Genomic DNA, 22,856 nt, shown 5'->3' with positions numbered 1-22,856 from the left:
ATTTAGCAAGGAGCATTTGTTTGTATGGATGACCTGATTATTCAAGTGGCAATCCTGCCCGACGAGCTACCGCAGGTGTTTCACATTCGATACTTAGTGTTTCAAGTTGAGCAGGGAGTTGATCCGGCATTAGAGTTTGATGGCGAAGACGAAACATCCACACACCTGTTGGCATTTTTAGATAAAAAACCAGTCGGCACAACCCGCATTCGCTTCCTCACACCACAGGTGATCAAAGTGGAACGGGTTGCCGTATTGCCCGAAGCACGAGGAAAAAGCATTGGTAAGCGGTTGATGGAGTATACTTTTAGCTTCGCGATCGAAAAACAGGCAACAGAAGTCTGCATGAATGCCCAACAATCGGTGCAAGTATTTTACGAACGGCTGGGGTTTCAGACAGAAGGAACCCCGTTTGAGGAAGCCGGAATTCCTCATATTAAGATGAAAAAGTCGTTGCGGTAGTCGGATAGAACGGGTGTTGGGTCACGATTCCGCAGAGCAGCTTTCAGGTAAAACGCGCCATGATTGGCTAAAAGGGCTACCGGGTTTAGGTGGAGTTTGGCTCGTGGGTGCAGTGCTCGATCGCACTTGGCTCGCGCTTGATCACTCCATTCCGCCCTGGGACCCCGCAGACTACCTCACGGGTACGTTGATCTACTGGAATGCCCTTACGACAACGCCGCACTGGTTTTCTAGCAGTTGGTGGACTGATTTGTGGCTCTTATCCAGCAAGATTCCACCCCTGGTCTACATTTCCACAGTGCCGTTCCTGAATGTATTTGGCACGGGCATTGATCAGAGTTTTTGGGTGATGCTGCTTTATAGCGCAATTTTGCTAGCAGCCGTCTACAGCCTAGGCACCTTCCTGTTTGACTGGAAAGTAGGGCTGTGGGCGGCGATACTTAGCACCCTAATGCCAATTCTCTATCAATTGCGGCTAGAGTTTCTGCTTGATCATCCCGTAACTGCTATGGTGACGCTCTGTTTTACCAGTCTCACTCTATGGAGAGGAGTCAGTCGGCAACAGAAAAAGAAAACTACAGAACTATTAACGATAGAGTCGATACCTATAAAGCCGATACCTATAGAGAAAGACGAAGCAACACTCGTTGCCCTTGACGCGATTCAACCCTCTAACCCTGCTCTATCCACGTCTAGTCAAACACCCTCAGAAACTATCCGCGAATCTGTAGATCTGCACCCCATATCCCACAACTCATTCCTCTTGCCTCTTGCCCCTTACCTTCCTTGGCTGCTGGCTGCGCTATTTGGCATCACTTTAGGGTTGGCATTGATGACGAAGCAAACGTCGCTACTGTTTATGCTGGTGCCGATGCTGTGGGTGTTGGGAGAAATTTTGTGGCGGCGTGAGTGGCAGCGATTAGGGCAATTTGTCCTGGGATTAGTGGTGTCGTTGCCAGTTTGGTTTCCCTGGTATCGCACTAACTGGCTGCTAATTTTGACCTCCAGTAAACGGGCAACGATTGATTCTGCGATCGCCGAGGGACAAGCACCAGTTTGGTCACTAGAAGCTTGGACGCTTTATTTAAGGGAGCTTCCTGGGATGGTATCGCTGCCGTTGCTGTTGGTGCCACTGCTGGGAATTATTTTGTTTTGGCGGCGATCGCGCATGGGCAAAGGCGGAAGCTCATTGAATACTGTGATAGCCCTGCGAGATCATCGTCAGCAGTGCTATGCAGAGACTCAGCGATCGCTGGGCTGGCTGTTGGTTTTCATTCTAGGGGCGTATTTAATGTCTACGCTAAATCCGAATAAGGATGAGCGCTATATTGCGCCCTACTTGCCGGCGATGTCGATTGTGCTTGCCTATGGCATGACGCTGTTTCCCAAATCGTGGCGAGTCCTGCCTTGGGCAACAACGTCTTTAGCGATCGTGCTGATGTTGAGTAGTTTGTTTCCGATTTTTGCGGGACAATCTACGCGATCGCCCACTGCTCGATTTTTTCCGTATCAAGGCAAACCCTATCCCCATGCCCAAGTCATTACGGCGATTGTGCAAGCTGAACCGCATTTAATCTCTACGATTGGAGTCTTACCTTCCACGCTAGAGGTCAACCAGCACAATGTTAACTATTTCGGTCTGTTGCAAAATGCTCAAGTGTTTGGGCGACAAGTGGGCGATCGCAAGCAAACCCTCGAAAAAGATCGGCGATCGATGACCTGGTTCTTGAGTAAAACCGATGATCAAGGCTCCATTCGCAAAAAGGAGACTCAAACAGCCCTAGTGAGAGCAGTTGAGCAGGGCAAAGACTTTCAATTGCATCAAACTTGGGCATTGCCAGACCAGAGTAGCTTGAAGCTCTATCGCCGCAAGGTGGCAGCCGTGGAAGTGAAAGCGATCGTTCCAAGCCCGAAGTCTGAAGTGCGAAAGTCCGAAGTGCAGCAGTCTGAAGTGGAAAGTCAAACGGTAGATGACGAAACTATTGAAACAAATCCAGCGATAGAAAAATCTAGCGCACTGCAAACTATTACCAATCCTCAACCGAAAGGCAACGCTGCGGTGCACTTAGACCAGATCACCTTACCCACTGTTGCACCGGCAGGAAAACCAATTCCGGTGACCTATCAATGGTCAGGCACCTGGGATGCACTACAGCCCGGACTGGCAATTTTGACCTGGCAGAAACAAGGCGACCTAAAAGTAAAGGGAAGCACTCGCTGGCTGCATGATCATGGGATTGGCATGGGAGAGTTGTATCCAACTGCACTGAAGCCAGAACAGCAAGCAAGCCGCTGGCAAGTCACCGAACGGATGGCGATGCTGCCGCCTGCAAATATGGCACCCGGCATTTATACCCTGGAAGCCACCTATCTTAATCGCCGTACTGGAAAAACAGAGGCGATCGCCCTGCCAGAAATCACTCTAACAATCGATCCCGCCGCTTCAGCAATTTCCGCACCGGAGCTAGATTTGCTCACCCAACTGCGAAATCTGGCGGCAACTCTCCCGCAAGGAGCAAAGGCTCTAGAAAAAATTTCTAATGAAGTAGCCCGAATTAATCAATATGATCCGGTGCAGGATTATCTGAATCAAGTGCAACAAGCGACAGATTACCGCCTCATCCAAGAGCCAAAAAACGTTCAACACGCCTATACTCTTGCCCTAGCCAATGCTCTGATGCGGCAAGTGAACCCTGCGATCGCAGCCCTGCAAAAAGCGACTCAGCTAGACTCACAAAATCCTTATTCCTATGCCTTCCTCGCCTTTGTCAACCTATACGACTTCCGCCCCGCTGCTGCCCAAACTGCCTTACAAAATGCGCTCAAGGTTGATCCCACGAATCCAGAAGTGCAAGCCCTAAGTAGCATTGCCTCGTTGATGCAGGGAAACATTATCCAAGCATGGCAGCACTTTCAGGCATATCAAAAAGGGGAAAGGGTTAGGGGCACAGGGCAATAGGCGAATGACGAATGACGAATAAAATACGAGATCGCGGTGGATGGGTTGAGCCTGACGAAACGCGCCATCAAAAAAAGCTTATTCCACAGAGAAATCTTCGGCAGCCAGTAGAATTTTGCCGTAGTCAGGAATCCAGGCGACCCATTGATGATTCGCCGACTGACAAAGTAAGAGCGCCTCATCCTGGCAAAGATCGCTAGGAGGATTGTGAAGTTTCACCCAAAGAGACGAACTGGACAAAGAAGAAAGCGATCGCTGCGTTGGCAAAGCTGCCGAAACCCGATGAGCAATCCTTTTGTGCTGATGAATATGAGTTTGAAATTCCTTTTCAAGTTCCATCACGTAGTCTCCTAAAAATAGGCTATCTTGCCGCAAAGATTCTGGCTTTAGCGATACCATAGCTGCGGGTCAAGTCGCCAAGGTGTGCGAAAGTAGACATAAAAATCTAGTTCCGTATCTTACGTTACAGAAAATTCTTTAAAGTGGGGGGTTCTGTCGTACAACTTTACAGACGACTAGGACTTCGGGACGCATCCGTCTTGGACGCATCCGCCTTGGAAACGCGATCGCCCAGTCCAATTCTTCAGCGGTTCAGCCTGCTAAGGCATAGGTGCCGCCTCTTGCGATCGCCTGTTGATAAGCCGGACGAGCCTGAACGCGATTCAGGAAATCCACCAGCTTGGGTCGGCTGGCATCTAGACCAGATCGCGCGATCGCCACCTCGATTGGAAAGCTCATTTGGATGTCGGCGGCTGTAAATTCAGTCCCTGCAAACCACAGACTTTTTTCAAGTTCCGCCTCTAGGTAATTGAGATGCTGAGTAATCTGAGGGTTGATAAAGGAACTCTTGGTTTGACCTGTAATGAGTCGCGCGATTGGTTTGATAAAAAATGGCATGGGCTGCTGCTCGATGCGATCGAAGATCAGCTTTAACAGCAGGGGTGGCATGGCGGAACCCTCGGCATAGTGCAACCAATAGGTATATCGCAACCGTTCTGGTGTGTCGGTTGGAGGCGCAAATCGTCCGTCTCCATAGCGATCGATCAGGTATTCAATAATCGCTCCAGATTCCGCGACCGTTAGTGCCCCGTCCGTAATTACAGGGGATTTGCCGAGGGGATGCACTTGACGCAACGACGCAGGCGCTAACATCGTTTGAGGGTCGCGATCGTAATACTTAATGTCATATTCCAGTCCAAGTTCCTCTAGCAGCCAAAGCACCCGTTGAGAGCGGGAGTTGTTCAAGTGATGGACGGTGATCATCAGATGGGTCCCTCAGTACTGGATTCTTTTCAAGCAAAATGTATTTTAAGCAGTTTATCTAGTCTGACAATATCCCAGAGTGACTCTTTTTGATAAAAACTGGAGGTGTATAGCCTTGAGCCATTTTGCAACCAAAGCGATCGCGTTTCTAAGTCGCGTTTCTAAGTCGAGGCGATCGTGCCATGGGTTCACCATAAATGTTACGATCTGCAACGTTCTCGCACTGGAAAGGACTTCACCCGATGCCACTTTCAATTGGTGATACTGCTCCAAATTTTACGGTCAACGATACAAACGGCAAGCCTATTTCTCTGTCTGACTACGCTGGCAAGCCCGTTGTAATTTATTTTTATCCAAAAGATGATACTCCGGGCTGCACCAAAGAGGCTTGTAGCTTTCGCGATAATTATCAGCAATACCTCAGCAAAGGCATTGCCGTGTTGGGGGTCAGCATGGATGGCGAAGCATCTCACCATGCCTTTACCGAAAAGTTCAGTTTGCCGTTTCCGCTGCTGTCTGATGTGGATGGCACCGTGACGCAAGCTTATGATGTGCAGGGTGAAAGGAATGGCATACGCTACGCTACCCGTGTCACCTATGTGATTGGTGCCGATGGCAAAATTAGTCAGGTTTACACGTCAGTGAACACTGAAACCCACGCCACCGATATTTTGAGCGCGATCGCCCCTTAAGCTCTCCAATAAAATACCTGGGTAGACTACGGGCTAAAACCTCTGGTCTACCCAGTTGTTTTTTGGGGTCATTGTCGTTGATAGACGGGCGGCTCAAGGATGAAACTGGGCTACCAACCCACGAGCATCTGCCACATTCCAGCCGCGATCGCGACCGTTGCCAAGTGCTGCGGTAGGAGAGTCCAAAACGATTGACGAGCAATTTTTTGAGTCAGGATTACACTCAACAGAAATGCAGCGATTAAGGTTACAGATTGTAAAAATGCAATCACGGCTGGATGGGCAACGAAAATGGGGAGATTTACTGATGATTCTAAGCCAAAGGTCGCAAAGGTCACCGGAATCACTCTTCCCGCTTCGGTTAGCCCTAGCTGCAAGTAGTGAGCGATATTAACTCCCAAAACAAAAGGTAGGTAGCCATAGGCAAGCTCTAAAAAAGGACGGGGTTTCACAGATGATTGAATCGTGCGATTGACCAAGCGCATAAGTTGGTGGGCTGCAAGGGCGATCGCTCCGGGTATGAATAACACCAGCACCGATGCGCCACTGTGCCAGCCAAAATGATCGAGATGCAGCGATCGCCCCAAGATTGCTTCAATATCGGGTAATCGATGTAAGAATACTGCGCCAAATAAGAGAAACAGCAGACAAACCTCGGCATAGGTTGGAGTGTGTGTTGTCCATAGTTCAATTCCAGGTGGACGCAGATTTAACTCTACTGAGCGATGGGGACAGGCTTTGAGGCAAGTCATACACAGCACACAATCTCGATTATCTTCAAGCTGGGCAGGATGGGAATAGAGCGGACAGCCGTTTGTTTCTTGCCCTTCGCCTTTTTCTGGTCCACCTTTATAGCATTGATAAGTAGTGCAACTGGCAGAACAAATGCCTTGCTGCGCCCGTAATTCCGTCATGGATAGCTTGGCAAACAATCCATTCATGCCCCCAATTGGGCACAAATAGCGACACCAAAATCGGCGCTCAAACAGCAGAGAAAAGGTGACCGCACCTGCCGTAATTAGCAGCAGCAAGCACCCAGACAAATACGCTGTATTTTCCAAATCCCACAATTCTTCCCAGAGCAAAATCAGAGTGAACATGCCAAACATAAACCAGCCGCCCCACCGTTCTGCTTCTCGACGTGACCAGGGCAAGAGCTTGCGAGGATAGAGCCATAGAGACAACTTTTGCGCCACTTCGCCATAAATCATGAAGGGACACACCGAACACCACAGGCGACCCACGAAGGGGAAAGCAACTAAAATTCCCAGCCACCACCATGCCCAGAAGAAATTGAGCGCAATATTTTGATCGCGGCTTTGGGGACCCACCATCAGCACTGCCACGACGATCGCAAAAGCGCTAAAGGTAAAGCCATAGTTGACGCGATCGGGATACCAAGGACTCCGCAAAAATTGTCGCAATTGCGGCGACCCATTCAGCAAGTTGAGCCGAAACCGCTTACTTTTAGGACTGGTTGCCCAAAATACCTCTTCGGTGAGTTCATTGCTGCCGTTGAGTTGGATCACCGCCCGTTCTACCATGGCTTGCAGTTCTGCCAAATTGCCCGGAAAGTCATATCCCTGGAGTCGGCGAATGGCTTCTGGGGTCATGGTGGGCTTCGGCACGCCCCGCGATCGACATAATAAGCTGAGGTAATACTCCACCTGAGAAATGATATCCGCTTTACGCACTCGCACGGGTGAAAGCTTAATCACATGTCCGACTAAGCCTTTGCGCTCCAAGGTCGGCAACACACGCTCTGAAGTCATCAAGATTCTAGCTTCACAGAGGCGCGGTGCAGGTGGAGTTTCTCCTTCACGAGCAATAGGTGTGTATTCTCCAGTTTCGAGGAGGGTGACCAGTTTTTTTTGCAGTTCTAGGTTCAAATCTTGCAGGTTGTTAAGCATGAGGGAGCCAGTGCCCAGCCACTCCAACAATCCGGGTTTGCCGCCGACTCGCCCAAACAGGTCTGCACCATTGGCTTGTAGGGTATCGCAGTTAACTTTAATCAAAGGCTCATGGCGATCGCTCGACCCAAAGTGAATCAGCGCCGCCGTATTGTCTTTTTCCAACCCTGGCTCCCCAAAAATCAGCACCGACGCACGATTCGTTCCACGATCCCGAAAAGAATCGCCCGATGCTTTGCGAATTTCCTGACGATGGCGCACTGCATAGCGACTGGTGCCGACAATCCCCCGTTTTACTTTTGGGATGAGATAGGGACGCAGGGCGGCTTGGCGTTCTCGTTCATAGATTAACTGAGCCGAAACTTGATTAAGGGCGATCGCCAACTGTCGAGAAAACGTTTGCGAAATTTCGGGATACTGCTGAACAAGCTGCAAAAACTCCTGCTGTGGAATTTTCCAAAGCACACAGTCCGACAGGGTAGTTACCGTTTGCTCAATCGGTTGATCTAACAGCAATTCTTTCAAGGGAAACACCGAACCGGGCAACAGGCTAACAGGAGTGGCAGCCATGCTTTGATTGGTGCGGGAGCTTTCCAACCGTCCCGATCTCAGGATATAGAAGTCAGTAGCAGGGGTATCTTCCAAAATCAGATGGCGACTTTCCTGCACGGTTTCTACTTGAATGACCGCCGCGATCGCGCCTAGTACCCCTACTGATAAAGAGTCAAATAGGGTATTGTCTCGTAGCCAATGAACCCGGTCTTCTTCCATCAATCGACCTCCTTTTAATCTGAGCGATGCTTAACGACAATTTTGAAGCACCCTATCTTTTGCGGGTGCCACTTTTTTTGAGCCGCTAATCATAAAAAAACCCTTGCTGTCCCAATCTTGATAAGCAAAGCATCAAGAACTAGAACAACAAGAGGTTTGTCTCAAACTTTAACAATCTATTTCGCGATCGCCAAAGGAGGAATAAAAGTTACAGCCTAAGGAGCGTAAACAGCGCGACCATTTGCGTTTAGCACAATTGCGCCTTCATCTCCATTGATCACGAAGGGAACTGCATCCTTGCCAACTACTCGAACTAGCTTAGGACGAGCATATAGAGCTTTTCGAATTGCTTCGCCCCAAACCTTGATATCGCTGCCAATACCATTTGCGTCGGTAATAGGAGTATCAGAAGTAATCGTATCGTTTTTGACAATCTGAACGTCGATTGGCAAACTGAAAGCAGCAGGATGAACAGGGGGAGTAGGCAAAGTGTGGGAAGGGGTGCCAACGAAAGTTTCTCTAGGCAAAACTCTGGTTACTGCTTTTGGAACTGCAACGGCAGGTAATGCAACGCTAGCAACCAGTCCAGCGGTGCCCAATATAGACAAAATTCGCATGTTCATGTTGGATCAACTCCTCGCAAAAATCTTAATTACAACTGGAAAAATAGACGAGATGTCTAGCTTTACTTAATCGCTCTCTTATTTCTACACTGTTTTTCGTTTATGGGCTAGACCCTCTTGCCACAAACCTCATAAATTATGCTAAAAAGCCTTACCACTCAACCTGTATACGTTCATGAAGAATTCGCCCATAAACTGCATCTGTTTGTTGCGCCAACTTAGCCCAAGCAAACCGTCGATCCAAATCCTCGTAGGCATTTTCGGTTAGCCAGTGAGCATACTCTGGATTTCGCAAAACTTCCAAAATGCCCAGTGCTAAGGATTGAGCATCATTGGTATACGTGACTAACCCCGTTTTGCCATGCCGAACAATTTCTGGGAAGCCGCCCGTATCAGACACCACGACAGGCACACGAGCCGCAAAATTTTCTAACACAACAATCCCAAATGGTTCATACAAACTAGGGAAAACAGCACAATCTGCAACCATCCGAAACTTGTTTAAGTCTTCGTCAGACATAAATCCCGTAAAATAGCATTTGTGCCAAATTCCAAACTCGGCTGCTTGACGTTTGAGGTCGTTGACATTGCCGCTGCCAATCAGAACAAATTTCACCTGATTGTCCAGTATTCGATTGACAATGGGAATGGCATTTAATAAAACAGAAACCCCTTTCTCGTAGGTCATTCGTCCCACGTAGTAGACAATTTTTTCGTGATCTCCTGCGAAAGAGCGGCGAAATTCTTGTATATCAAAAGCCTGGGTATATCGCTTGCTTTCCAAGTGAATGCCGTTGTAGACCACATCAATTTTGTCCCAAGGAACGCCTAGCGCCCGTTCTACTTCTAACCTCATGTAGTTGGTGCAGACAATCACTCGCCATGCTTCATGGGCAAGATCGGATTCTTTGCTGTTGATGTACCGCTGTTGCTCCGAATGAATTCCGTTACAGCGACCATATTCTGTGGCGTGAATGGTGGCGACAAGGGGCAGTTTAAAGGCTCGTTTAAGCGCGATCGCGGCATCTCCCACAAGCCAATCATGGGCATGAATCAGGTCAAACGAGTCTTCTTCCAATAGGAGTTTGCCACCATGGTGCCCCATAACCTGGTTCATGTTGGAAACCCAGTGGAAGAAGTCATGGCTGGGAGCCACAGCAACCCGGTGGATATGAATGCCATCCACAATTTCATATCGGGGAGCCTGACCAAACTCGATCGTGATCAGATGAACTGCGTGACCCCGCTTTACTAGCTCTGGGTAAAGCTCTGCCACGTGTCGAGCAATTCCACCGACGATCCGAGGCGGAAATTCCCAAGCGAGTATTAGAACCTTCATCACCACCTATCTGGACATTGGACTTATCTTACTCAAATTTCCCATTCTGATTCACTCCCGGTATGGTTTGTCACAATTAAAGGGGGAGGGGCAAGAGGCGAGGGGCGATTGAGAAAAAGCGACCTTTTTTCTTTTCTGCAACCTACCAGCCGAAATCCGGAACCTGCCCCCCGAAACCTACTACCTGTTCCTATCCCTTACTATAGAGGGAGGACTTGAGTACATGTCATGATCCAAGCAACCTCTCTTGTTTTAGCTCCACCGTTGCTGTTGGCAACAGATGGCTCACCGAGCGCCCAGTTCGCACAACGACTGATGCGGTTCGTTGCACCTGTATTTTTAGGCTATGAGAGGGAAGAGGAGCGATCGCTCTTGACGGCGCTGACTGTTTTACCCCGATCCTCTAGTCGTTCCAAGCGTCTTCTCAGAAAAAAAACGATACCTTTTAACGATTCCGACCCGTCATCGCCAGATCCTGCCTCCCAACCTGCAAAATCAGGTGAATTTATGCCGTCTTTAGAAAGTCTAACGGCTTTGGTTCGTCGTGATTTTCCAGACGATTTTTCTTTGGCACTGGAAGTTCATCCAGGCAAACCCGCTACAGAAATTTTGAATTATGCTCGGACAATCAACGCTGGGCTAATTGCGGTGGGAAATAAGGGGGCTAGCAGCACACGAGAACTTTTGCTGGGGAGTGTGGCGGCTGCGATCTCGCGGTATGCCCCTTGTAGTGTTTTGATCGCTCGCCAAGACACATCTGCATCACCTCAAGAGAGTTCTAAGGAGAGATTGAATCATGTGATGGTGATGGTGGATGGTTCGGCGGCGGCGCAACAGGCGATCGCGGCAGTTCGGCAACTGATCCCCGCTGGCATTCAACAGATGACGCTGATCCATGTTCAAATTCCGGTCAATTCTAGTTATTTGATTGGTCCTTTTGTGTCGCCCAATCCTAGTTGGCAATTGAATCAATCGCTTCAAAGTGCCCAACAAGAAGTAGGCGAAGAGGTTCTCCAGCAGGCAAAAGCTGCCCTTTCTCCATCCAACGTTGAGATACAAACCCGTCTTCAATCCGGTGATCCCGGTCCTACCATCTGTCAACTTGCTCAAGAACTCGGTGCAGACCTGCTAGTTTTAGGATGTGATCCCCGGCGGAGAACGCTGCGATCGCCCTTAGAAGCCTTTCGGGGAAATCGTCGGGGTGAAACTCCGCGTCCGGCACTGCGAAATACTCGCCTGAGTATTACTGAAGATTATGCAATTCACTATGCCCCTTGTTCAGTATTACTGTGTCGGCGATCGCTCCCTTTAGAATAAGAATATTCGTCATCTTTCGTTGATCCCCATGACTCATTCCACCGATATAAAAACTCTGGCAAGCTTGATGGCAGCCGATTTCAGCAATCAAGCACAGGCATTTGAAAATCCTCCCTTTTTTGCTCATATCCGGGTTTGCATCCGTCCCCTTCCATTAGAGCTACTCTCTGGCGTAAGTTTGTTTTTAGAACAAGCCTACGATTATGCCCTGAATCAGCCCTATCGACTCCGCATTTTGAAGCTCATCGCTCAAGCGGATCACATTGAAATCGAACACTACACGCTGCGGGAAGAGCAAGAATTTTTTGGGGCATCCCGCGACCTAAAACGGCTGCAAACCTTACCTGCTGAGCAGCTAGAAATTATGCCGGGATGTAATATGCGAGTGGAATGGACAGGGAATAGCTTTAAAGGAAAAGTGCAACCTGGAAAAGCCTGTATCGTCGTCCGGCAGGGAAAAACGACTTACCTAGACAATGAGTTTGAAATTGACAGCGAAAAATTCATTAGTCACGATCGCGGACGTGATCCCGAAACAGACGAACACCTCTGGGGATCGGTAGCAGGTCCCTTTGAGTTTGTCCGTTGGGCGAGTTTTGCGGATGAAGTAAAAGGATAGCTATGCATGATTTGCTGCTGCGCCAGTGTCGCTTGTTGCAAGCGGATGGAGGAATTACAGAGGTTGATATTGCGATTGAAAACGGCGTAGTTGTGGCGATCGCGCCCCAGCTTCCCACTACCGCCAAACTCGTCCTAGAAATTCAACATCAACTCGTCAGTCCGCCGTTCGTGGAATCCCATGTCCACTTAGACTCGGCGCTCACCGTGGGTCAACCGCAGTGGAATCAAAGCGGCACCTTGTTTGAAGGGATTGAAATTTGGCGAAAGCGCAAACAAACCCTTTCCCTGGAAGATGTGAAAAATCGGGCGATCGCCACCCTAAAGCAGCAGGCAATGCAAGGTGTATTATTCGTTCGCAGCCATGCTGATGTCAGTGAAACCAGCCTAACCGCCCTCCAAGCCCTCTTGGAAGTACGCGAGGAAGTGAAAGATTGGATGACGCTGCAAGTTGTCGCGTTTCCCCAGGATGGCATCTACGGCAATCCACACAATGATCGGCTGATGGAGCAAGCGATAGAAATGGGTGCCGATGTCGTGGGAGGGATTCCCCATTACGAACTAACCCGTGAAGATGGAGTCAAATCGGTTCATCGGATTTTTGAATTGGCACAGCGATACGATCGCCTGATTGATATTCACTGCGATGAAATTGACGATGAGCAATCCCGCTTTTTGGAAGTCGTCGTCGCTTGTGCTATCCGCAGCGGATTAGGATCACGAGTCACCGCCAGCCACACCACCGCTTTTGGGTCTTACAACAACGCCTACGCCTTCAAGCTGCTAGGCTTTTTGCGCCGTACCCCAATTAACTTCATCGCCAATCCGTTGATTAACATCACGCTACAAGGACGCGCCGACACTTATCCCAAACGTCGCGGTGTTACCCGTGTCAAAGAACTGTGGCAGCAGGGGATCAACGTGAGCTTTGGGCATGATTGCATTCAAGATCCTTGGTATCCACTAGGTACGGGCAGTATGTTAGAAGTTGCTTCTATGGGGCTGCATGTCTGCCAAATGACGGGTAAGGCTGAGATTGATGCTTGCTACAACATGATTACTTGGAATGGGGCAACCACACTTAACCTACAAGATCGCTACGGAGTCGAAGTGGGTAAACCCGCCAACCTGATCGTGCTGGATGCCAGCGATCGCTATGATGCCATTCGTCGCCGTGCGATCGCTCAATACGTGATTTCTCAGGGTAAGCTGTTAGCCCATACTGAACTTCCGCGCACTCATTGGCACGGGAAAAGTGCTGAGTGCTAAGTGCTGCAAGGCTTTTTTAGACTTTGCCTGCGGTCAGAATTTGTGCTGCCGTCAGCGTCAAACTGGAAAAGGCGGAAGATGTAATCTGCCTGTCCCCTATGAACTTCTGTTCTTGATAGCTTTGCCCATTAAGCGTTAGCACCAGCACTACAGCACGGGCTGGGTCAGCAATCCCATACTCAGGGATGCTCCGTGCAGCGTACTCTGCCCGCTTTTCGATATAGTCACGATCGTAGTTGTCCGTCCCTGCTTCGCCAGGGGATACCACTTCCACAACTAACGTTGGGGCAGGCATATCGACGGATAAAAGTGCCTGACTTTGCCCTGAGATCGCGGCGGCTGATTCCTCTGAATGAACGATTAAATCAGGTTCCCTGGCGGTTGCTTGACGACTCGTGACTGCTATTTTGTGCTTATTTGCCAAGCGATAGGCAGGAACACCCAACCCGGCAAAGTGTAGAAGCAAGAACATGGCAATCTGGGTATTCAATGTGCTTTCTGCACCCATCTCTACCAGCACTCCATCCACAAGTTCGTATCGGATATCGGTGCGATCGTCATAGTCCAAATATTCCTCTAGAGTCATCCGTTGCCGTGTAGCGAGGTTCATGGTGGTTCTCCTAACCAGCGGTGGGAATCATCACTCTTTATCGATTATACTTAGCATCCTCGCGGGAGCGCTTTAGTGATTACCCCAAATTAACGCCAAATGACAATTTGCTCGCCCAAGTGCGCGATCGCAACTTAACCAAGTGCTAGGATTTCATCAATTCAATTTGGCTAAACTTGTCATGAGAATCCAACAAGTTCTTAATCGTCAAGGGATTGTGCATACTGATCCAGAAGTACTGATTCGCATTGGAGGTTAGCCTATGTCGAGGCAACAATTCCTACGCTTAAATGGATTTACCAGAGCAAAACGCATTGAGATGATTGATCGGGTAAGTGAGGCGATTAATCAAGCTGGAGCGTGGATTACCGATTTCCACTTGTACTCAAATATCCTCATCTGCATCAACTTCCAGGTTCCGATTGTTAGTTTAGAAAGACTCTCTGCAATGCTGCAAGAAACAGGTTTGCAGTTGAGCCAAGAGAGCCTAGAGCAACTCATGCCCGCCAATGACTTGATGCTGAACGAGCAAGAGCTAGTCGGGACATTGCAAATCACCTTTGTGCACAACGAACCCGACTTACTCCGAGATGTACCTGCTGTTCCAGGATAAGCGTTGAGGCAACCGCATCCAAATATCTAGACCTGCATTACTTCATTAAGATCTTTACGATTTGCATATCAACTTTCTGTCTTGCAAAGTAGAGGATTTTTAAGATCTCCCATATTTAGAACTTAAGCGGCATAACCACTTAACACATAGAATTTTTTCTTGGTAATGTCCAAATTTAGCATTATCAAGAATTTTTTCGTAAGATATTGCCGACGTGGAGCATTATCAAGAAAATGAATGGCTATTTTCAGAGCTATGCGTTTAGCGATCGCAATTATCCGTTATTGCCTTGCTGGAGGACACCACTTTCACGACCAATGTTAGCTTTGCATCCTGACCAAGATTTTGATGCCGTCCGCTGCAATACGGTTGTTAGACCGCCACCAACTACTCTCGATCAAGCCAGTATTGCGGTCTACGCTTATGATTCGCCAATGCCAAAATACGAATCTGATCATCTTCTAACACACGGTACAGAAGGGAGTAGGGGAACTTGGGCAAAGTAAGGCGACGAACAGAACCTCGAACTTTGGAGCCTGCTTTAGGATAGCGTATGAGAAAGTTTACTGCGTGTTCGACTTCTCCCAGATACTCCAACCCAAGCCCAAGTTTTTGCTCCTCGTAATAGGCTGCCGCGTCAATTAGCTCTTGCTCCGCTAGTGGATGAAATACGACGCTTTTCATTGCAAGGATGCACGAATTCTCTGAAACACTTGTTCAGCAGGAATTCCGGCAGCTTGACCGTCATCCATTACTTGATCGCGCCGTTCAGCTTCCTCAAACCAAACAGAGGCAATCTCTTGATCAATTTCATTGCTTTGACCCAAGCGCTCCAATAGTCGAGCTAATAGTATTGCTTGAGAGTCTCTTGGAAGTAAAAAAACTTCAGCTTCAAGATTTTCAAGTGTCATGGCGATTTAGGACTTTGATGATGAACTGCATTCATTGTACTTTGGACTCAAAACTGGTGTTTTGCACACTCTACGCTCTTCTATCTCAATCCAGTTCGTCGTCTTGCAAAATTTGAAGCTGATGTTGCCGGGTGCGGCGAGAAATTTGGCGATATTTTTTGGGTTCTAGCTTGGGTTCATAGGTGAGGTTGCCCCGGTGATGATTTTTGAGCTTGAGGTTATTTTCTTCGCGACCTTGACGATCGCAGGCTTGGTGATGAGCGATCGCTTCTTGTAGCATTGCCAGATAAATCTCATAGCGTTCCCAGTCTCCCCGCACCACACAACCTGGCTCATCTTGATGCAGGCAATTACTGAACTGGCAAGAAGCGTCTGCTAGCCGATGTCGCGCCTCTGGAAAATAATCGGCTAAATCTTGTGGGTGGCAATCGAGATCGGGCTGATTAAAGCCGGGAGTGTCTGCTAACAATCCGCCTGCTGGCAGATCAAATAGTTCTATGTGGCGGGTCGTGTGCCGTCCCCGTGCCAGTTTTCCCGATACTTCGCCAACCCGCAGTTTTGCTAGCGGGATCAGATGATTAATTAAGCTAGATTTGCCGACTCCAGAGGGACCCGCCACAACCGTAATGCGATCGCGTAGTTGATCAAATAGCCCCGTTAAACCTATTTGCTGATGCAAACTAATAAACCTGGGCTGATATCCCCATTGCTGTATTCGGTGTTTCCATTGGGCTTGCACCTCGGTAGTCACCAAATCGGTCTTGCTAAAGCATAAACAAATGGGCAAATGGCTAGATTCTGCTTTGACCAAAAACCGCGTTAGCTGGTGGGGATCAAGCGTCGGTTCTGCCATGGCAAACACGAGCAGAATCTGATCTGTGTTCGCAATCGGGGGACGATCGAGTTCAGATTTACGGGGCAAGACAGCACTAATTGCCCCTCGCCCTCCCTGCCAATCGGGTTCCACAATCTCTACGCGATCGCCGACCATCACTTGCTGACCCAACTTTTTTAAGCGCGATCGTCGAGTGCATAGAAGCATCTCAGGAGTTAGGTGATCAAGATTAGGTTCCGGGTTCTGGGTTCCGGGAATCAGATTTTCCAGTGAGGTCTTTATGCTTTCCTGGACTGAATTCTGCTGAGAATCTAGCTTGACCTGATAGTAGTTTGCCTGCACCGCTAAAACAGTACCCCAAAGACCCTCAGATGGAAAATCTGGAGGAGTTAATAAATTCTGCAAATCAGAATTCATCATTCAATCAGGGCTGTTTTCAAGAGGACAACGAACTTTTAAGGCAAAGTAGTCTATTCGATTTTCAATCTGCTCAATTAAATAACCTTCCATTGCTAAGCTATCAGGCACTTGCTCAATAGGTTCACCGGGGTCAAGCCAAACTTCTAGAATTTCGCCAGGAGCCAATTGCTCTAGCCGCAGCTTAGTCCGCACAAAGTTGATCGGACAAGGTGTTCCTCGTAAATCCATTTGGGCATTGGGTTGCAGCGTTTGATTGAGGTCAGTCATGACCCAAACACCTTGCCGATAAACCCTTCGATTCCGCCTTTTTCAGTGCGATCGCCCCGAATCTTTGCCAGTTTTTCCAATAGTTCTCGCTCTTCAGGCGCAATCTTAGTAGGAATATCAATGGATACTGTAATCAAATGATCCCCTCGACTCACAGAATTACCCAGCCGAGGAACGCCTTTTCCTTCGAGCTTTAGCACCGTTCCAGGTTGAATTCCGGCTGGAATCACTAATTCCTGTAGCTTATCTTGCCGATCATCTAGGGTATTCACTTCAACCCGCGACCCTAAGATTGCTTGAATGTAACTAATCTTTAGCTCAGAGAGAAGATTAATACCGTCTCGGTGAAACTCTGCATCTTCGGCAACAAATAGGTAAACGTATAAATCACCCGGCGGTCCATTTCGCATTCCCGAATCGCCTTCTCCAGTTACCCGGAGACGAGTGCCATTGTCTACTCCGGCTGGAATGGTAATTTTTAATTTTTTGGTTTCTTGGCGCTGTCCTCGTCCAGCGCAGGTTTCGCATTTTTCTTCTATCATTTGCCCAGTGCCATTACAGGTGGGGCAAACGGAGACTTGAGTAAAGCTGCCAAAGGGAGTCCGGGCGGCTCGACGAACCTGTCCTGCACCGTTGCAGGTTGAGCAGGTTTGAGGACGAGTTCCCGGTTTTGCACCCGATCCATCACAGGTATTACAGGTTTCTAAATGACTAATACGAATTTCTTTTTCACCGCCAAAAATAGCGTCTCGAAAATCTAATTTCAGATCTAGCCGGAGATCATCGCCACGAGTCGGTCCGCGTTTGCGAGTGCTGGTTTGGGTGCCGCTTGCGCCTCCAAATCCACTAAAAAAGCTTTCAAAAATGTCGGCTGCAAATCCGCCAAAGTCACCAAAATCTTGCGCTCCGGCGGCTCCCGCACTCACGCCTTGTTCACCATAGCGATCGTACCGAGAGCGTAGTTCTGGCTCGGATAGTACTTCGTATGCCCGATTAATTTCCTTAAAGCGCTCTTCGGCTCCAGGCTCTTTGTTGACATCAGGATGGTATTTTCGGGCTAACCGGCGATAGGCGCGCTTAAGCTCTTCTTTGTCTGCTTCGCGAGAAATACCAAGGGTTTCATAGTAATCACCAGCCATAGCACGTTGATTTAAGGAGTAGAGGAATTAGACGTTCTAAGTTTAAGTTTGATAAAAACAGGGAGTTGTCTGAGGCAAGATGAGTTTGAGCAGCTTGCTTTTTTTGTAACTCACTTCCCTTTACCTTAGCGAATAAACTTCTAGCTTAAGTAAGAAATTTAGCTCAGGTGATCATTTAGTTTAGGCGATCGCTAAGCGCAGTGAAGATTGGTCTTTCGCAAATAAGCTAGTCAACGGCTTCATAGTCTGCGGTTACTGTGGCATCATCTTCAAAGCTAAGTTCATCATTGCCAGGAGCATGTGAATTTAAGTCGTACTCAACTGTGGCATCTTGGGTTCCAGTATAGGTGAAGTCGTCGGTAGAAGAGGCTGTCCGGGCATAAACGGAGGCACCCACGGCTAATAAGGTTTGCTGAAGCGCATCTAGTCGCTGTTGCACCTCATCGACCGTAATGTTGGGGGTTGCGATCGCTACTTTTAGCTCCTCAACTCGCTGCTCTCCTTGCACTTTTAGCTCATCAGGAATCCATTCGCTGTTATCTCGCAGCGTGGTTTCGTAGCTATAGAACAGGGTATCTGCCTGATTTTTAAGGTCAACTAGCTTCTTCCGTGCCGAATCATCATCTGCATAGACCTCGGCTTCCTGACGCATCCGTTCAATTTCGGTGCCACTCAAGCCACCTGTGTTAGAGATAGAAATACTTTGTTCTCGACCCGTGCCTTTATCACGAGCCGATATTTTAAGAATGCCGTTCGCATCAATATCAAAAGCAACTTCTATCTGAGGCACTCCACGAGGGGCAGGTGGAATTCCAGTCAGTTCAAACTTGCCTAAACTTTTGTTGTCTTTTGCCATCGCTCGCTCCCCTTGAAGCGCATGAATTTCGACAGAAGTTTGTCCATCAGTTGCGGTAGAAAAAACTTGAGTTTTGCTAGTGGGAACCGTTGTATTGCGCTCGATAATTTTTGTGAACACTTCACCCAAAGTTTCAATTCCTAGGGAAAGAGGAGTCACATCCAGTAGCAACAAATCTTTAACTTCACCCCCTAACACTCCAGCCTGAATCGCGGCACCCAAGGCAACGGCTTCGTCGGGGTTGACGGAGCGATCAGGTGCTTTGTCATTAAAGTATTTACGAATTGCGTCTTGAACTGCTGGAATGCGGGTAGAACCACCCACTAAAATAATGCGATCGATGTCACTAATACTTAAATCGGAATCTTTTATCGCTTGTTCGGTCGGCTGGATAGTGCCTTCAACCAACTGACTGGCAAGTTCTTCAAACTTAGCGCGAGTTAACTCCGTTTCTAAATGTTTGGGACCCGTCTCATCAGCGGTAATAAAAGGCAGATTAATGGAAGTCGCTTTAGTACTCGAAAGCTCAATTTTGGCTTTTTCTGCTGCCTCTCTCAGCCGTTGAAGCGCCATCTTATCTACGGAGAGATCGATGCTTTCCTGAGATTTGAAGTCTTCAATCATCCAGCGAACGATCGCATCATCAAAGTCGTCACCTCCCAAATGGTTGTTTCCAGAAGTCGCCTTGACCTCAAACACTCCATCTCCCATTTGCAAAATAGAAACATCAAAGGTGCCGCCGCCTAGGTCAAAGACCAAAACACACTGATCTTGGTCTTGTTTATCCATGCCATAGGCAAGAGCCGCCGCAGTGGGTTCATTGATAATTCGCAAAACCTCCAGTCCCGCAATGGTTCCAGCATCTTTAGTCGCTTGCCGCTGAGCATCGCTAAAGTACGCAGGAACCGTAATGACAGCTTGCGTCACCGCTTCACCCAAGTAATTTTCTGCATCCTGCTTCAGCTTCTGCAAAATCATTGCAGAAATCTCTTGAGGAGTATAAGATCTACCGCGAATTTGGACATCCACTGTGTCATCTTTACCACGCACACAGTTGTAAGGAACCCGCGATCGCTCTTGTTCAGTTTCCTCCCACCGCCGCCCAATAAAGCGCTTAATGCTAAAAACCGTGTTTTCAGCATTTGTTACGGCTTGACGCTTAGCGAGTTGCCCCACCAATCGCTCACCAGCCTTACCAAATCCCACCATACTTGGAGTGGTTCGTCCACCCTCGGAGTTAGAAATTACAACAGGCTGACCGCCTTCTAAGACAGCAACACAGCTATTTGTCGTACCTAGGTCGATCCCAATGACTTTTCCCATGGTTGGCGGCAGTAAAGGTACATGCGGTGAATGTGAAAACTGGCTAGCTAGCAACGTGGACTGAATATTGTCTAACGTTAACTGCTTAGCGTTCTAGCGCCAAACTCAATCTTGGATCCTGACCCAATCAGAGCCAGCACTCAAGATCTACTAGTCTGAGTTATTCTGGTCGTTTTCCTCCGAGGGTATCACGGCTTCCAAAGGAGCGGCAACTTTCACGAGCGCATGACGCAAAACGCGATCGCCAATTAAGTAGCCCCGCTGGAGTTCTTCCATCACAATTCCTTCTGGATATTCATCCGTGGCTTGCCGCATCACCGCTTCGTGTAACGTCGGATCAAATTCCACACCCTGCGCCCGCATTGGCGCAACGCCGATACGCTTCAAACAATCGACTAATTGCTTATAAACACTCTGATAGCTTTTGTGAATGGTTGTTTCTGGCTCAGTTTGAGGTTTGATTTGCGATCGCGCCCGTTCAAAATTGTCTACAACTGGCAACATTTCAATAATCGTCGAGCATTTTATCTGCTGCTCCAACTCTTCCTTCTCCCGTTGAGTTCGCTTCCGGTAGTTATCAAAATCTGCGGCAATTCTCATATACTGCCCAGTACGGTCTTCCAGTTGAGTCTTTAGTGCCTGAACCTCACCTTGGAGCGCCGTAAGCTGCGCTAGAGACTCCGCATCTTCAATCGTCCCATTAACCTCCACTCCTGCCTCAGCACCCTCACCATCTGGTTGATCCACAGAATTAGTTGATACTCCTTCTAAACCTGCGTCTTCAGGCACCCCATCAGGCGATACACCTAGCCCCTCAGCCGAACTAGCTACAGGCTTTTCCATTTCCTCTATCTGATTTTCTTCTTCCATCATTGTGGGCTTTCCAATTGCGATGAAGACGTTTTATATATTGCGATTATCCTTGATTCTAAACCTAGCCCATACGGAAATCTAGCAGACCTAAAAAAGACCCCAGACAAGTCCACCCTAATTCGTACTGTTTGAACTCATCTAAGATAATCGAATTCTTTGTAAAAAGACTGTTTCAGCTCAATTTAGATAGCAAAATTTTCGATTTTCACTTAACCAATGGCTTGCTTCCAGCCGAAATTAGCCGAAAACTTAGGTATTTTTGAGTCGAAAACTTTGTTTTTACGCAAAATCATCACAAAACTAGACGAAAACCTGACGAAGACAGCAGCAAAAGTTATCATCTGATAATCAAGATTTGTCAAAAGACCCGATCCTGCGCCTAGCAAGTTGTAGAGGCGGCTGAATCATAGGTCATGTTTATTCATCTGTGTTCTTTGATCGTTCGTATTCGATAGTTTTGGGAATACCTTATAAAGAGTTCATCTTCCATAGGCTATGACTCACTCCTCTTCTCCACGTCGGGCGCTTGTTGTACAGAATAACTTTTCACCATTTGGAAATAAGCTGGTTCAGTCTGGGTATGTCAATGATGACCAGATGAAAAAAGCCTTGGTAGACAGCCGAAAATCTGGCAGGTCTTTGCTAGACGTTTTGGAATCGTTAACTGGGCAGCAGCTTCCCCCTGATTTGATTCGGCAATATAAAAAGCAGCAGCTTTTCGAGCTAAAGATTCTCTATGGAGTTGAGTCGCTTGACCCAGAAATTAATCAAATTCCAACCGGGCAAATCGGGGATCTGATCGGCACCTTAATTCCCGTTGACATGTGCCGCGCCCGCAAATTGATTCCTTTGTCTAAGGGAGAAGAGGCAGAAAAGCCCTATATCCTGGTGGCGATGGTGAATCCAGATGATTTGACCGCCCAAGATGATTTGAACCGGGTGCTACGTCCTAAAGGTTTAGCGCTTCAGCGTTTGGTGATTACCAATGAAGATTACCAACGGCTGATTTCCAGCTATTTAGATGAGCAGGTTGAAAAGCAGAAAAAAATTGAAGAGAATCAAAAAGTTGACGTTGAAGCAGATCTAGAAGACTTGGGCTACATGGATCTGCAAGATGCTCAGGATGAAGCAGAAGCGGATCTAAATGTTGCTGATGCAGAAGCGGCTCCAGTGATTGCTCTGGCAAACAAGATTATGATTAAGGCACTCCAGGAAGGCGTATCAGATATTCATATTGAGCCGCAGGAAGAGTTTTTGAGAGTGCGCTTTAGGCGAGATGGGGTACTGCGTGAAGCCTTTGATAAGCCGTTTCCTAAGAAAATTATTCCGGCAGTAACGGCTCGCTTTAAGATTATGGCTGACTTGGATATCGCTGAGCGGAGGTTGCCTCAAGATGGTCGGATTCGTCGGCGCTATGACAATCGCAACATTGATTTTCGGGTGAGTACGCTGCCTAGTAAGCACGGTGAAAAAGTGGTGCTACGGATCTTGGATAATTCCGATACGCAATTGGGTCTAGCTAAGCTGATTAGCGATCCAGAGACGCTGAAAATTGTTCAAGGTATGGTGGCAAAACCATTTGGATTGATTTTAGTCACGGGACCAACTGGCTCTGGTAAAACAACGACTCTTTACTCGGCATTGTCTGAACGGAATGATCCGGGTGTCAACATCAGCACAGCGGAAGACCCGATTGAATATACTTTGGCGCAGGGTGGTTTCATGTTAGCCAGCGAAAAACTTGATGGATTTGGTTGGCAAGATCGCGAATGCAATCAGGAATAGT

The 22,856-nt window shown here is 48.1% G+C and carries 21 protein-coding genes; 8 read left to right on the top strand and 13 right to left on the bottom strand.

Annotation, left to right across the window (positions count from 1 at the left end):
- Positions 1-24 precede the first annotated feature (24 nt).
- Complete coding sequence (locus AB3R30_RS22845) at positions 25-462, top strand: GNAT family N-acetyltransferase (protein WP_458651521.1); 438 nt, start codon at positions 25-27, stop codon at positions 460-462.
- A gap of 13 nt (positions 463-475) precedes the next feature.
- Positions 476-3,421: a phospholipid carrier-dependent glycosyltransferase gene (locus tag AB3R30_RS22840; RefSeq protein ID WP_458651520.1), complete on the top strand. Its 2,946-nt coding sequence runs from the start codon at positions 476-478 to the stop codon at positions 3,419-3,421.
- 78 nt (positions 3,422-3,499) lie between these two features.
- Here AB3R30_RS22840 and AB3R30_RS22835 read toward each other — a convergent pair whose 3' ends face one another.
- Positions 3,500-3,820: a hypothetical protein gene (locus AB3R30_RS22835; RefSeq protein ID WP_458651519.1), complete on the bottom strand. Its 321-nt coding sequence runs from the start codon at positions 3,818-3,820 to the stop codon at positions 3,500-3,502.
- A gap of 192 nt (positions 3,821-4,012) precedes the next feature.
- Positions 4,013-4,684: a glutathione S-transferase gene (locus tag AB3R30_RS22830; protein ID WP_458651518.1), complete on the bottom strand. Its 672-nt coding sequence runs from the start codon at positions 4,682-4,684 to the stop codon at positions 4,013-4,015.
- Positions 4,685-4,926: 242 nt separating this feature from the next.
- Here AB3R30_RS22830 and AB3R30_RS22825 point away from each other — a divergent pair, with 242 nt between their 5' ends.
- Entirely contained in the window at positions 4,927-5,376 is a 450-nt protein-coding gene (locus tag AB3R30_RS22825; protein WP_458651517.1) for a peroxiredoxin, read from the top strand.
- A gap of 110 nt (positions 5,377-5,486) precedes the next feature.
- Here the strand turns inward: AB3R30_RS22825 and AB3R30_RS22820 are convergent, their stop codons facing one another.
- The 3 genes from AB3R30_RS22820 to AB3R30_RS22810 all read right to left on the bottom strand — a co-directional run bounded on the left by AB3R30_RS22820 (position 5,487) and on the right by AB3R30_RS22810 (position 10,019).
- Positions 5,487-8,057: a cyclic nucleotide-binding domain-containing protein gene (locus AB3R30_RS22820; RefSeq protein ID WP_458651516.1), complete on the bottom strand. Its 2,571-nt coding sequence runs from the start codon at positions 8,055-8,057 to the stop codon at positions 5,487-5,489.
- A 215-nt stretch (positions 8,058-8,272) separates the two neighbouring features.
- Positions 8,273-8,680 carry a hypothetical protein gene (locus AB3R30_RS22815; protein WP_458651515.1) on the bottom strand — a complete coding sequence of 136 codons (408 nt, stop codon included), beginning with the start codon at positions 8,678-8,680 and terminating at the stop codon, positions 8,273-8,275.
- A 151-nt stretch (positions 8,681-8,831) separates the two neighbouring features.
- Positions 8,832-10,019, bottom strand: a complete 1,188-nt coding sequence (locus AB3R30_RS22810) for a glycosyltransferase family 4 protein (protein ID WP_458651514.1) — start codon at positions 10,017-10,019, stop codon at positions 8,832-8,834.
- A gap of 228 nt (positions 10,020-10,247) precedes the next feature.
- Between AB3R30_RS22810 and AB3R30_RS22805 the strand changes: the two genes are divergently transcribed.
- The 3 genes from AB3R30_RS22805 to codA are packed head-to-tail and all read left to right on the top strand — an operon-like array spanning position 10,248 to position 13,223.
- Positions 10,248-11,336, top strand: a complete 1,089-nt coding sequence (locus AB3R30_RS22805) for a universal stress protein (RefSeq protein WP_458651513.1) — start codon at positions 10,248-10,250, stop codon at positions 11,334-11,336.
- Positions 11,337-11,364: 28 nt separating this feature from the next.
- Positions 11,365-11,955, top strand: a complete 591-nt coding sequence (locus AB3R30_RS22800; protein WP_458651512.1) for a CpcT/CpeT family chromophore lyase — start codon at positions 11,365-11,367, stop codon at positions 11,953-11,955.
- Positions 11,956-11,957: 2 nt separating this feature from the next.
- Positions 11,958-13,223, top strand: a complete 1,266-nt coding sequence (gene codA, locus AB3R30_RS22795) for a cytosine deaminase (protein ID WP_458651511.1) — start codon at positions 11,958-11,960, stop codon at positions 13,221-13,223.
- Positions 13,224-13,239: 16 nt separating this feature from the next.
- Here codA and AB3R30_RS22790 read toward each other — a convergent pair whose 3' ends face one another.
- Positions 13,240-13,833, bottom strand: coding sequence for a Uma2 family endonuclease (locus AB3R30_RS22790; protein ID WP_458651510.1), 594 nt, complete (start codon positions 13,831-13,833; stop codon positions 13,240-13,242).
- Between the two features lie 262 nt (positions 13,834-14,095).
- Here AB3R30_RS22790 and AB3R30_RS22785 point away from each other — a divergent pair, with 262 nt between their 5' ends.
- Positions 14,096-14,446, top strand: coding sequence for a hypothetical protein (locus AB3R30_RS22785; RefSeq protein ID WP_458651509.1), 351 nt, complete (start codon positions 14,096-14,098; stop codon positions 14,444-14,446).
- 387 nt (positions 14,447-14,833) lie between these two features.
- On the opposite strand, the gene AB3R30_RS22780 is transcribed toward AB3R30_RS22785, so the two are convergent.
- The 7 genes from AB3R30_RS22780 to grpE all read right to left on the bottom strand — a co-directional run bounded on the left by AB3R30_RS22780 (position 14,834) and on the right by grpE (position 21,070).
- Positions 14,834-15,130: a type II toxin-antitoxin system RelE/ParE family toxin gene (locus AB3R30_RS22780; protein ID WP_458651508.1), complete on the bottom strand. Its 297-nt coding sequence runs from the start codon at positions 15,128-15,130 to the stop codon at positions 14,834-14,836.
- On the bottom strand, positions 15,127-15,357 hold the full coding sequence (locus AB3R30_RS22775; protein ID WP_458651507.1) for an addiction module protein: 231 nt from the start codon (positions 15,355-15,357) through the stop codon (positions 15,127-15,129). Before AB3R30_RS22775 ends, AB3R30_RS22780 begins: the two co-directional genes overlap by 4 nt.
- A gap of 85 nt (positions 15,358-15,442) precedes the next feature.
- Positions 15,443-16,612, bottom strand: coding sequence for a small ribosomal subunit biogenesis GTPase RsgA (gene rsgA, locus AB3R30_RS22770; RefSeq protein ID WP_458651506.1), 1,170 nt, complete (start codon positions 16,610-16,612; stop codon positions 15,443-15,445).
- On the bottom strand, positions 16,613-16,879 hold the full coding sequence (locus tag AB3R30_RS22765) for a sulfurtransferase TusA family protein (protein WP_458651505.1): 267 nt from the start codon (positions 16,877-16,879) through the stop codon (positions 16,613-16,615). It lies immediately after the preceding gene.
- Positions 16,876-18,018 (bottom strand): molecular chaperone DnaJ, encoded by a 1,143-nt coding sequence (gene dnaJ, locus AB3R30_RS22760; protein WP_458651504.1) that lies wholly within the window; start codon positions 18,016-18,018, stop codon positions 16,876-16,878. Before dnaJ ends, AB3R30_RS22765 begins: the two co-directional genes overlap by 4 nt.
- A gap of 226 nt (positions 18,019-18,244) precedes the next feature.
- A complete protein-coding gene (dnaK, locus tag AB3R30_RS22755; protein ID WP_458651503.1) occupies positions 18,245-20,197 on the bottom strand; it encodes a molecular chaperone DnaK in 1,953 nt (650 codons plus the stop codon).
- A gap of 150 nt (positions 20,198-20,347) precedes the next feature.
- Positions 20,348-21,070, bottom strand: a complete 723-nt coding sequence (grpE, locus tag AB3R30_RS22750; RefSeq protein ID WP_458651502.1) for a nucleotide exchange factor GrpE — start codon at positions 21,068-21,070, stop codon at positions 20,348-20,350.
- 495 nt (positions 21,071-21,565) lie between these two features.
- Here grpE and AB3R30_RS22745 point away from each other — a divergent pair, with 495 nt between their 5' ends.
- Positions 21,566-22,855, top strand: a complete 1,290-nt coding sequence (locus tag AB3R30_RS22745) for a GspE/PulE family protein (protein ID WP_458651501.1) — start codon at positions 21,566-21,568, stop codon at positions 22,853-22,855.
- Position 22,856: the final 1 nt, after the last annotated feature.

This window comes from Sivoneniella epilithica UHCC 1019 (genome assembly GCF_040830845.1).
Classification (GTDB): Bacteria; Cyanobacteriota; Cyanobacteriia; order Leptolyngbyales; family Leptolyngbyaceae; genus ULC077BIN1.
The sequence above is the reverse complement of the archived record's forward strand: the minus strand, read 5'-3'. Positions and strand labels throughout refer to the sequence as shown.

Bases quoted from the DNA above. Each gene is read 5' to 3' on its own strand.
- AB3R30_RS22835 (WP_458651519.1), bottom strand. From the start codon at position 3,820: ATGGTATCGCTAAAGCCAGAATCTTTGCGGCAAGATAGCCTATTTTTA.
- dnaJ (WP_458651504.1), bottom strand. From the start codon at position 18,018: ATGGCTGGTGATTACTATGAAACCCTTGGTATTTCTCGCGAAGCAGAC.
- AB3R30_RS22775 (WP_458651507.1), bottom strand. From the start codon at position 15,357: ATGACACTTGAAAATCTTGAAGCTGAAGTTTTTTTACTTCCAAGAGAC.
- codA (WP_458651511.1), top strand. From the start codon at position 11,958: ATGCATGATTTGCTGCTGCGCCAGTGTCGCTTGTTGCAAGCGGATGGA.
- AB3R30_RS22825 (WP_458651517.1), top strand. From the start codon at position 4,927: ATGCCACTTTCAATTGGTGATACTGCTCCAAATTTTACGGTCAACGAT.
- AB3R30_RS22800 (WP_458651512.1), top strand. From the start codon at position 11,365: ATGACTCATTCCACCGATATAAAAACTCTGGCAAGCTTGATGGCAGCC.
- AB3R30_RS22815 (WP_458651515.1), bottom strand. From the start codon at position 8,680: ATGAACATGCGAATTTTGTCTATATTGGGCACCGCTGGACTGGTTGCT.
- AB3R30_RS22785 (WP_458651509.1), top strand. From the start codon at position 14,096: ATGTCGAGGCAACAATTCCTACGCTTAAATGGATTTACCAGAGCAAAA.
- AB3R30_RS22805 (WP_458651513.1), top strand. From the start codon at position 10,248: ATGATCCAAGCAACCTCTCTTGTTTTAGCTCCACCGTTGCTGTTGGCA.
- AB3R30_RS22790 (WP_458651510.1), bottom strand. From the start codon at position 13,833: ATGAACCTCGCTACACGGCAACGGATGACTCTAGAGGAATATTTGGAC.
- AB3R30_RS22810 (WP_458651514.1), bottom strand. From the start codon at position 10,019: ATGAAGGTTCTAATACTCGCTTGGGAATTTCCGCCTCGGATCGTCGGT.
- AB3R30_RS22780 (WP_458651508.1), bottom strand. From the start codon at position 15,130: ATGAAAAGCGTCGTATTTCATCCACTAGCGGAGCAAGAGCTAATTGAC.
- AB3R30_RS22845 (WP_458651521.1), top strand. From the start codon at position 25: ATGGATGACCTGATTATTCAAGTGGCAATCCTGCCCGACGAGCTACCG.
- rsgA (WP_458651506.1), bottom strand. From the start codon at position 16,612: ATGATGAATTCTGATTTGCAGAATTTATTAACTCCTCCAGATTTTCCA.
- grpE (WP_458651502.1), bottom strand. From the start codon at position 21,070: ATGATGGAAGAAGAAAATCAGATAGAGGAAATGGAAAAGCCTGTAGCT.
- dnaK (WP_458651503.1), bottom strand. From the start codon at position 20,197: ATGGGAAAAGTCATTGGGATCGACCTAGGTACGACAAATAGCTGTGTT.
- AB3R30_RS22830 (WP_458651518.1), bottom strand. From the start codon at position 4,684: ATGATCACCGTCCATCACTTGAACAACTCCCGCTCTCAACGGGTGCTT.
- AB3R30_RS22745 (WP_458651501.1), top strand. From the start codon at position 21,566: ATGACTCACTCCTCTTCTCCACGTCGGGCGCTTGTTGTACAGAATAAC.
- AB3R30_RS22820 (WP_458651516.1), bottom strand. From the start codon at position 8,057: ATGGAAGAAGACCGGGTTCATTGGCTACGAGACAATACCCTATTTGAC.
- AB3R30_RS22765 (WP_458651505.1), bottom strand. From the start codon at position 16,879: ATGACTGACCTCAATCAAACGCTGCAACCCAATGCCCAAATGGATTTA.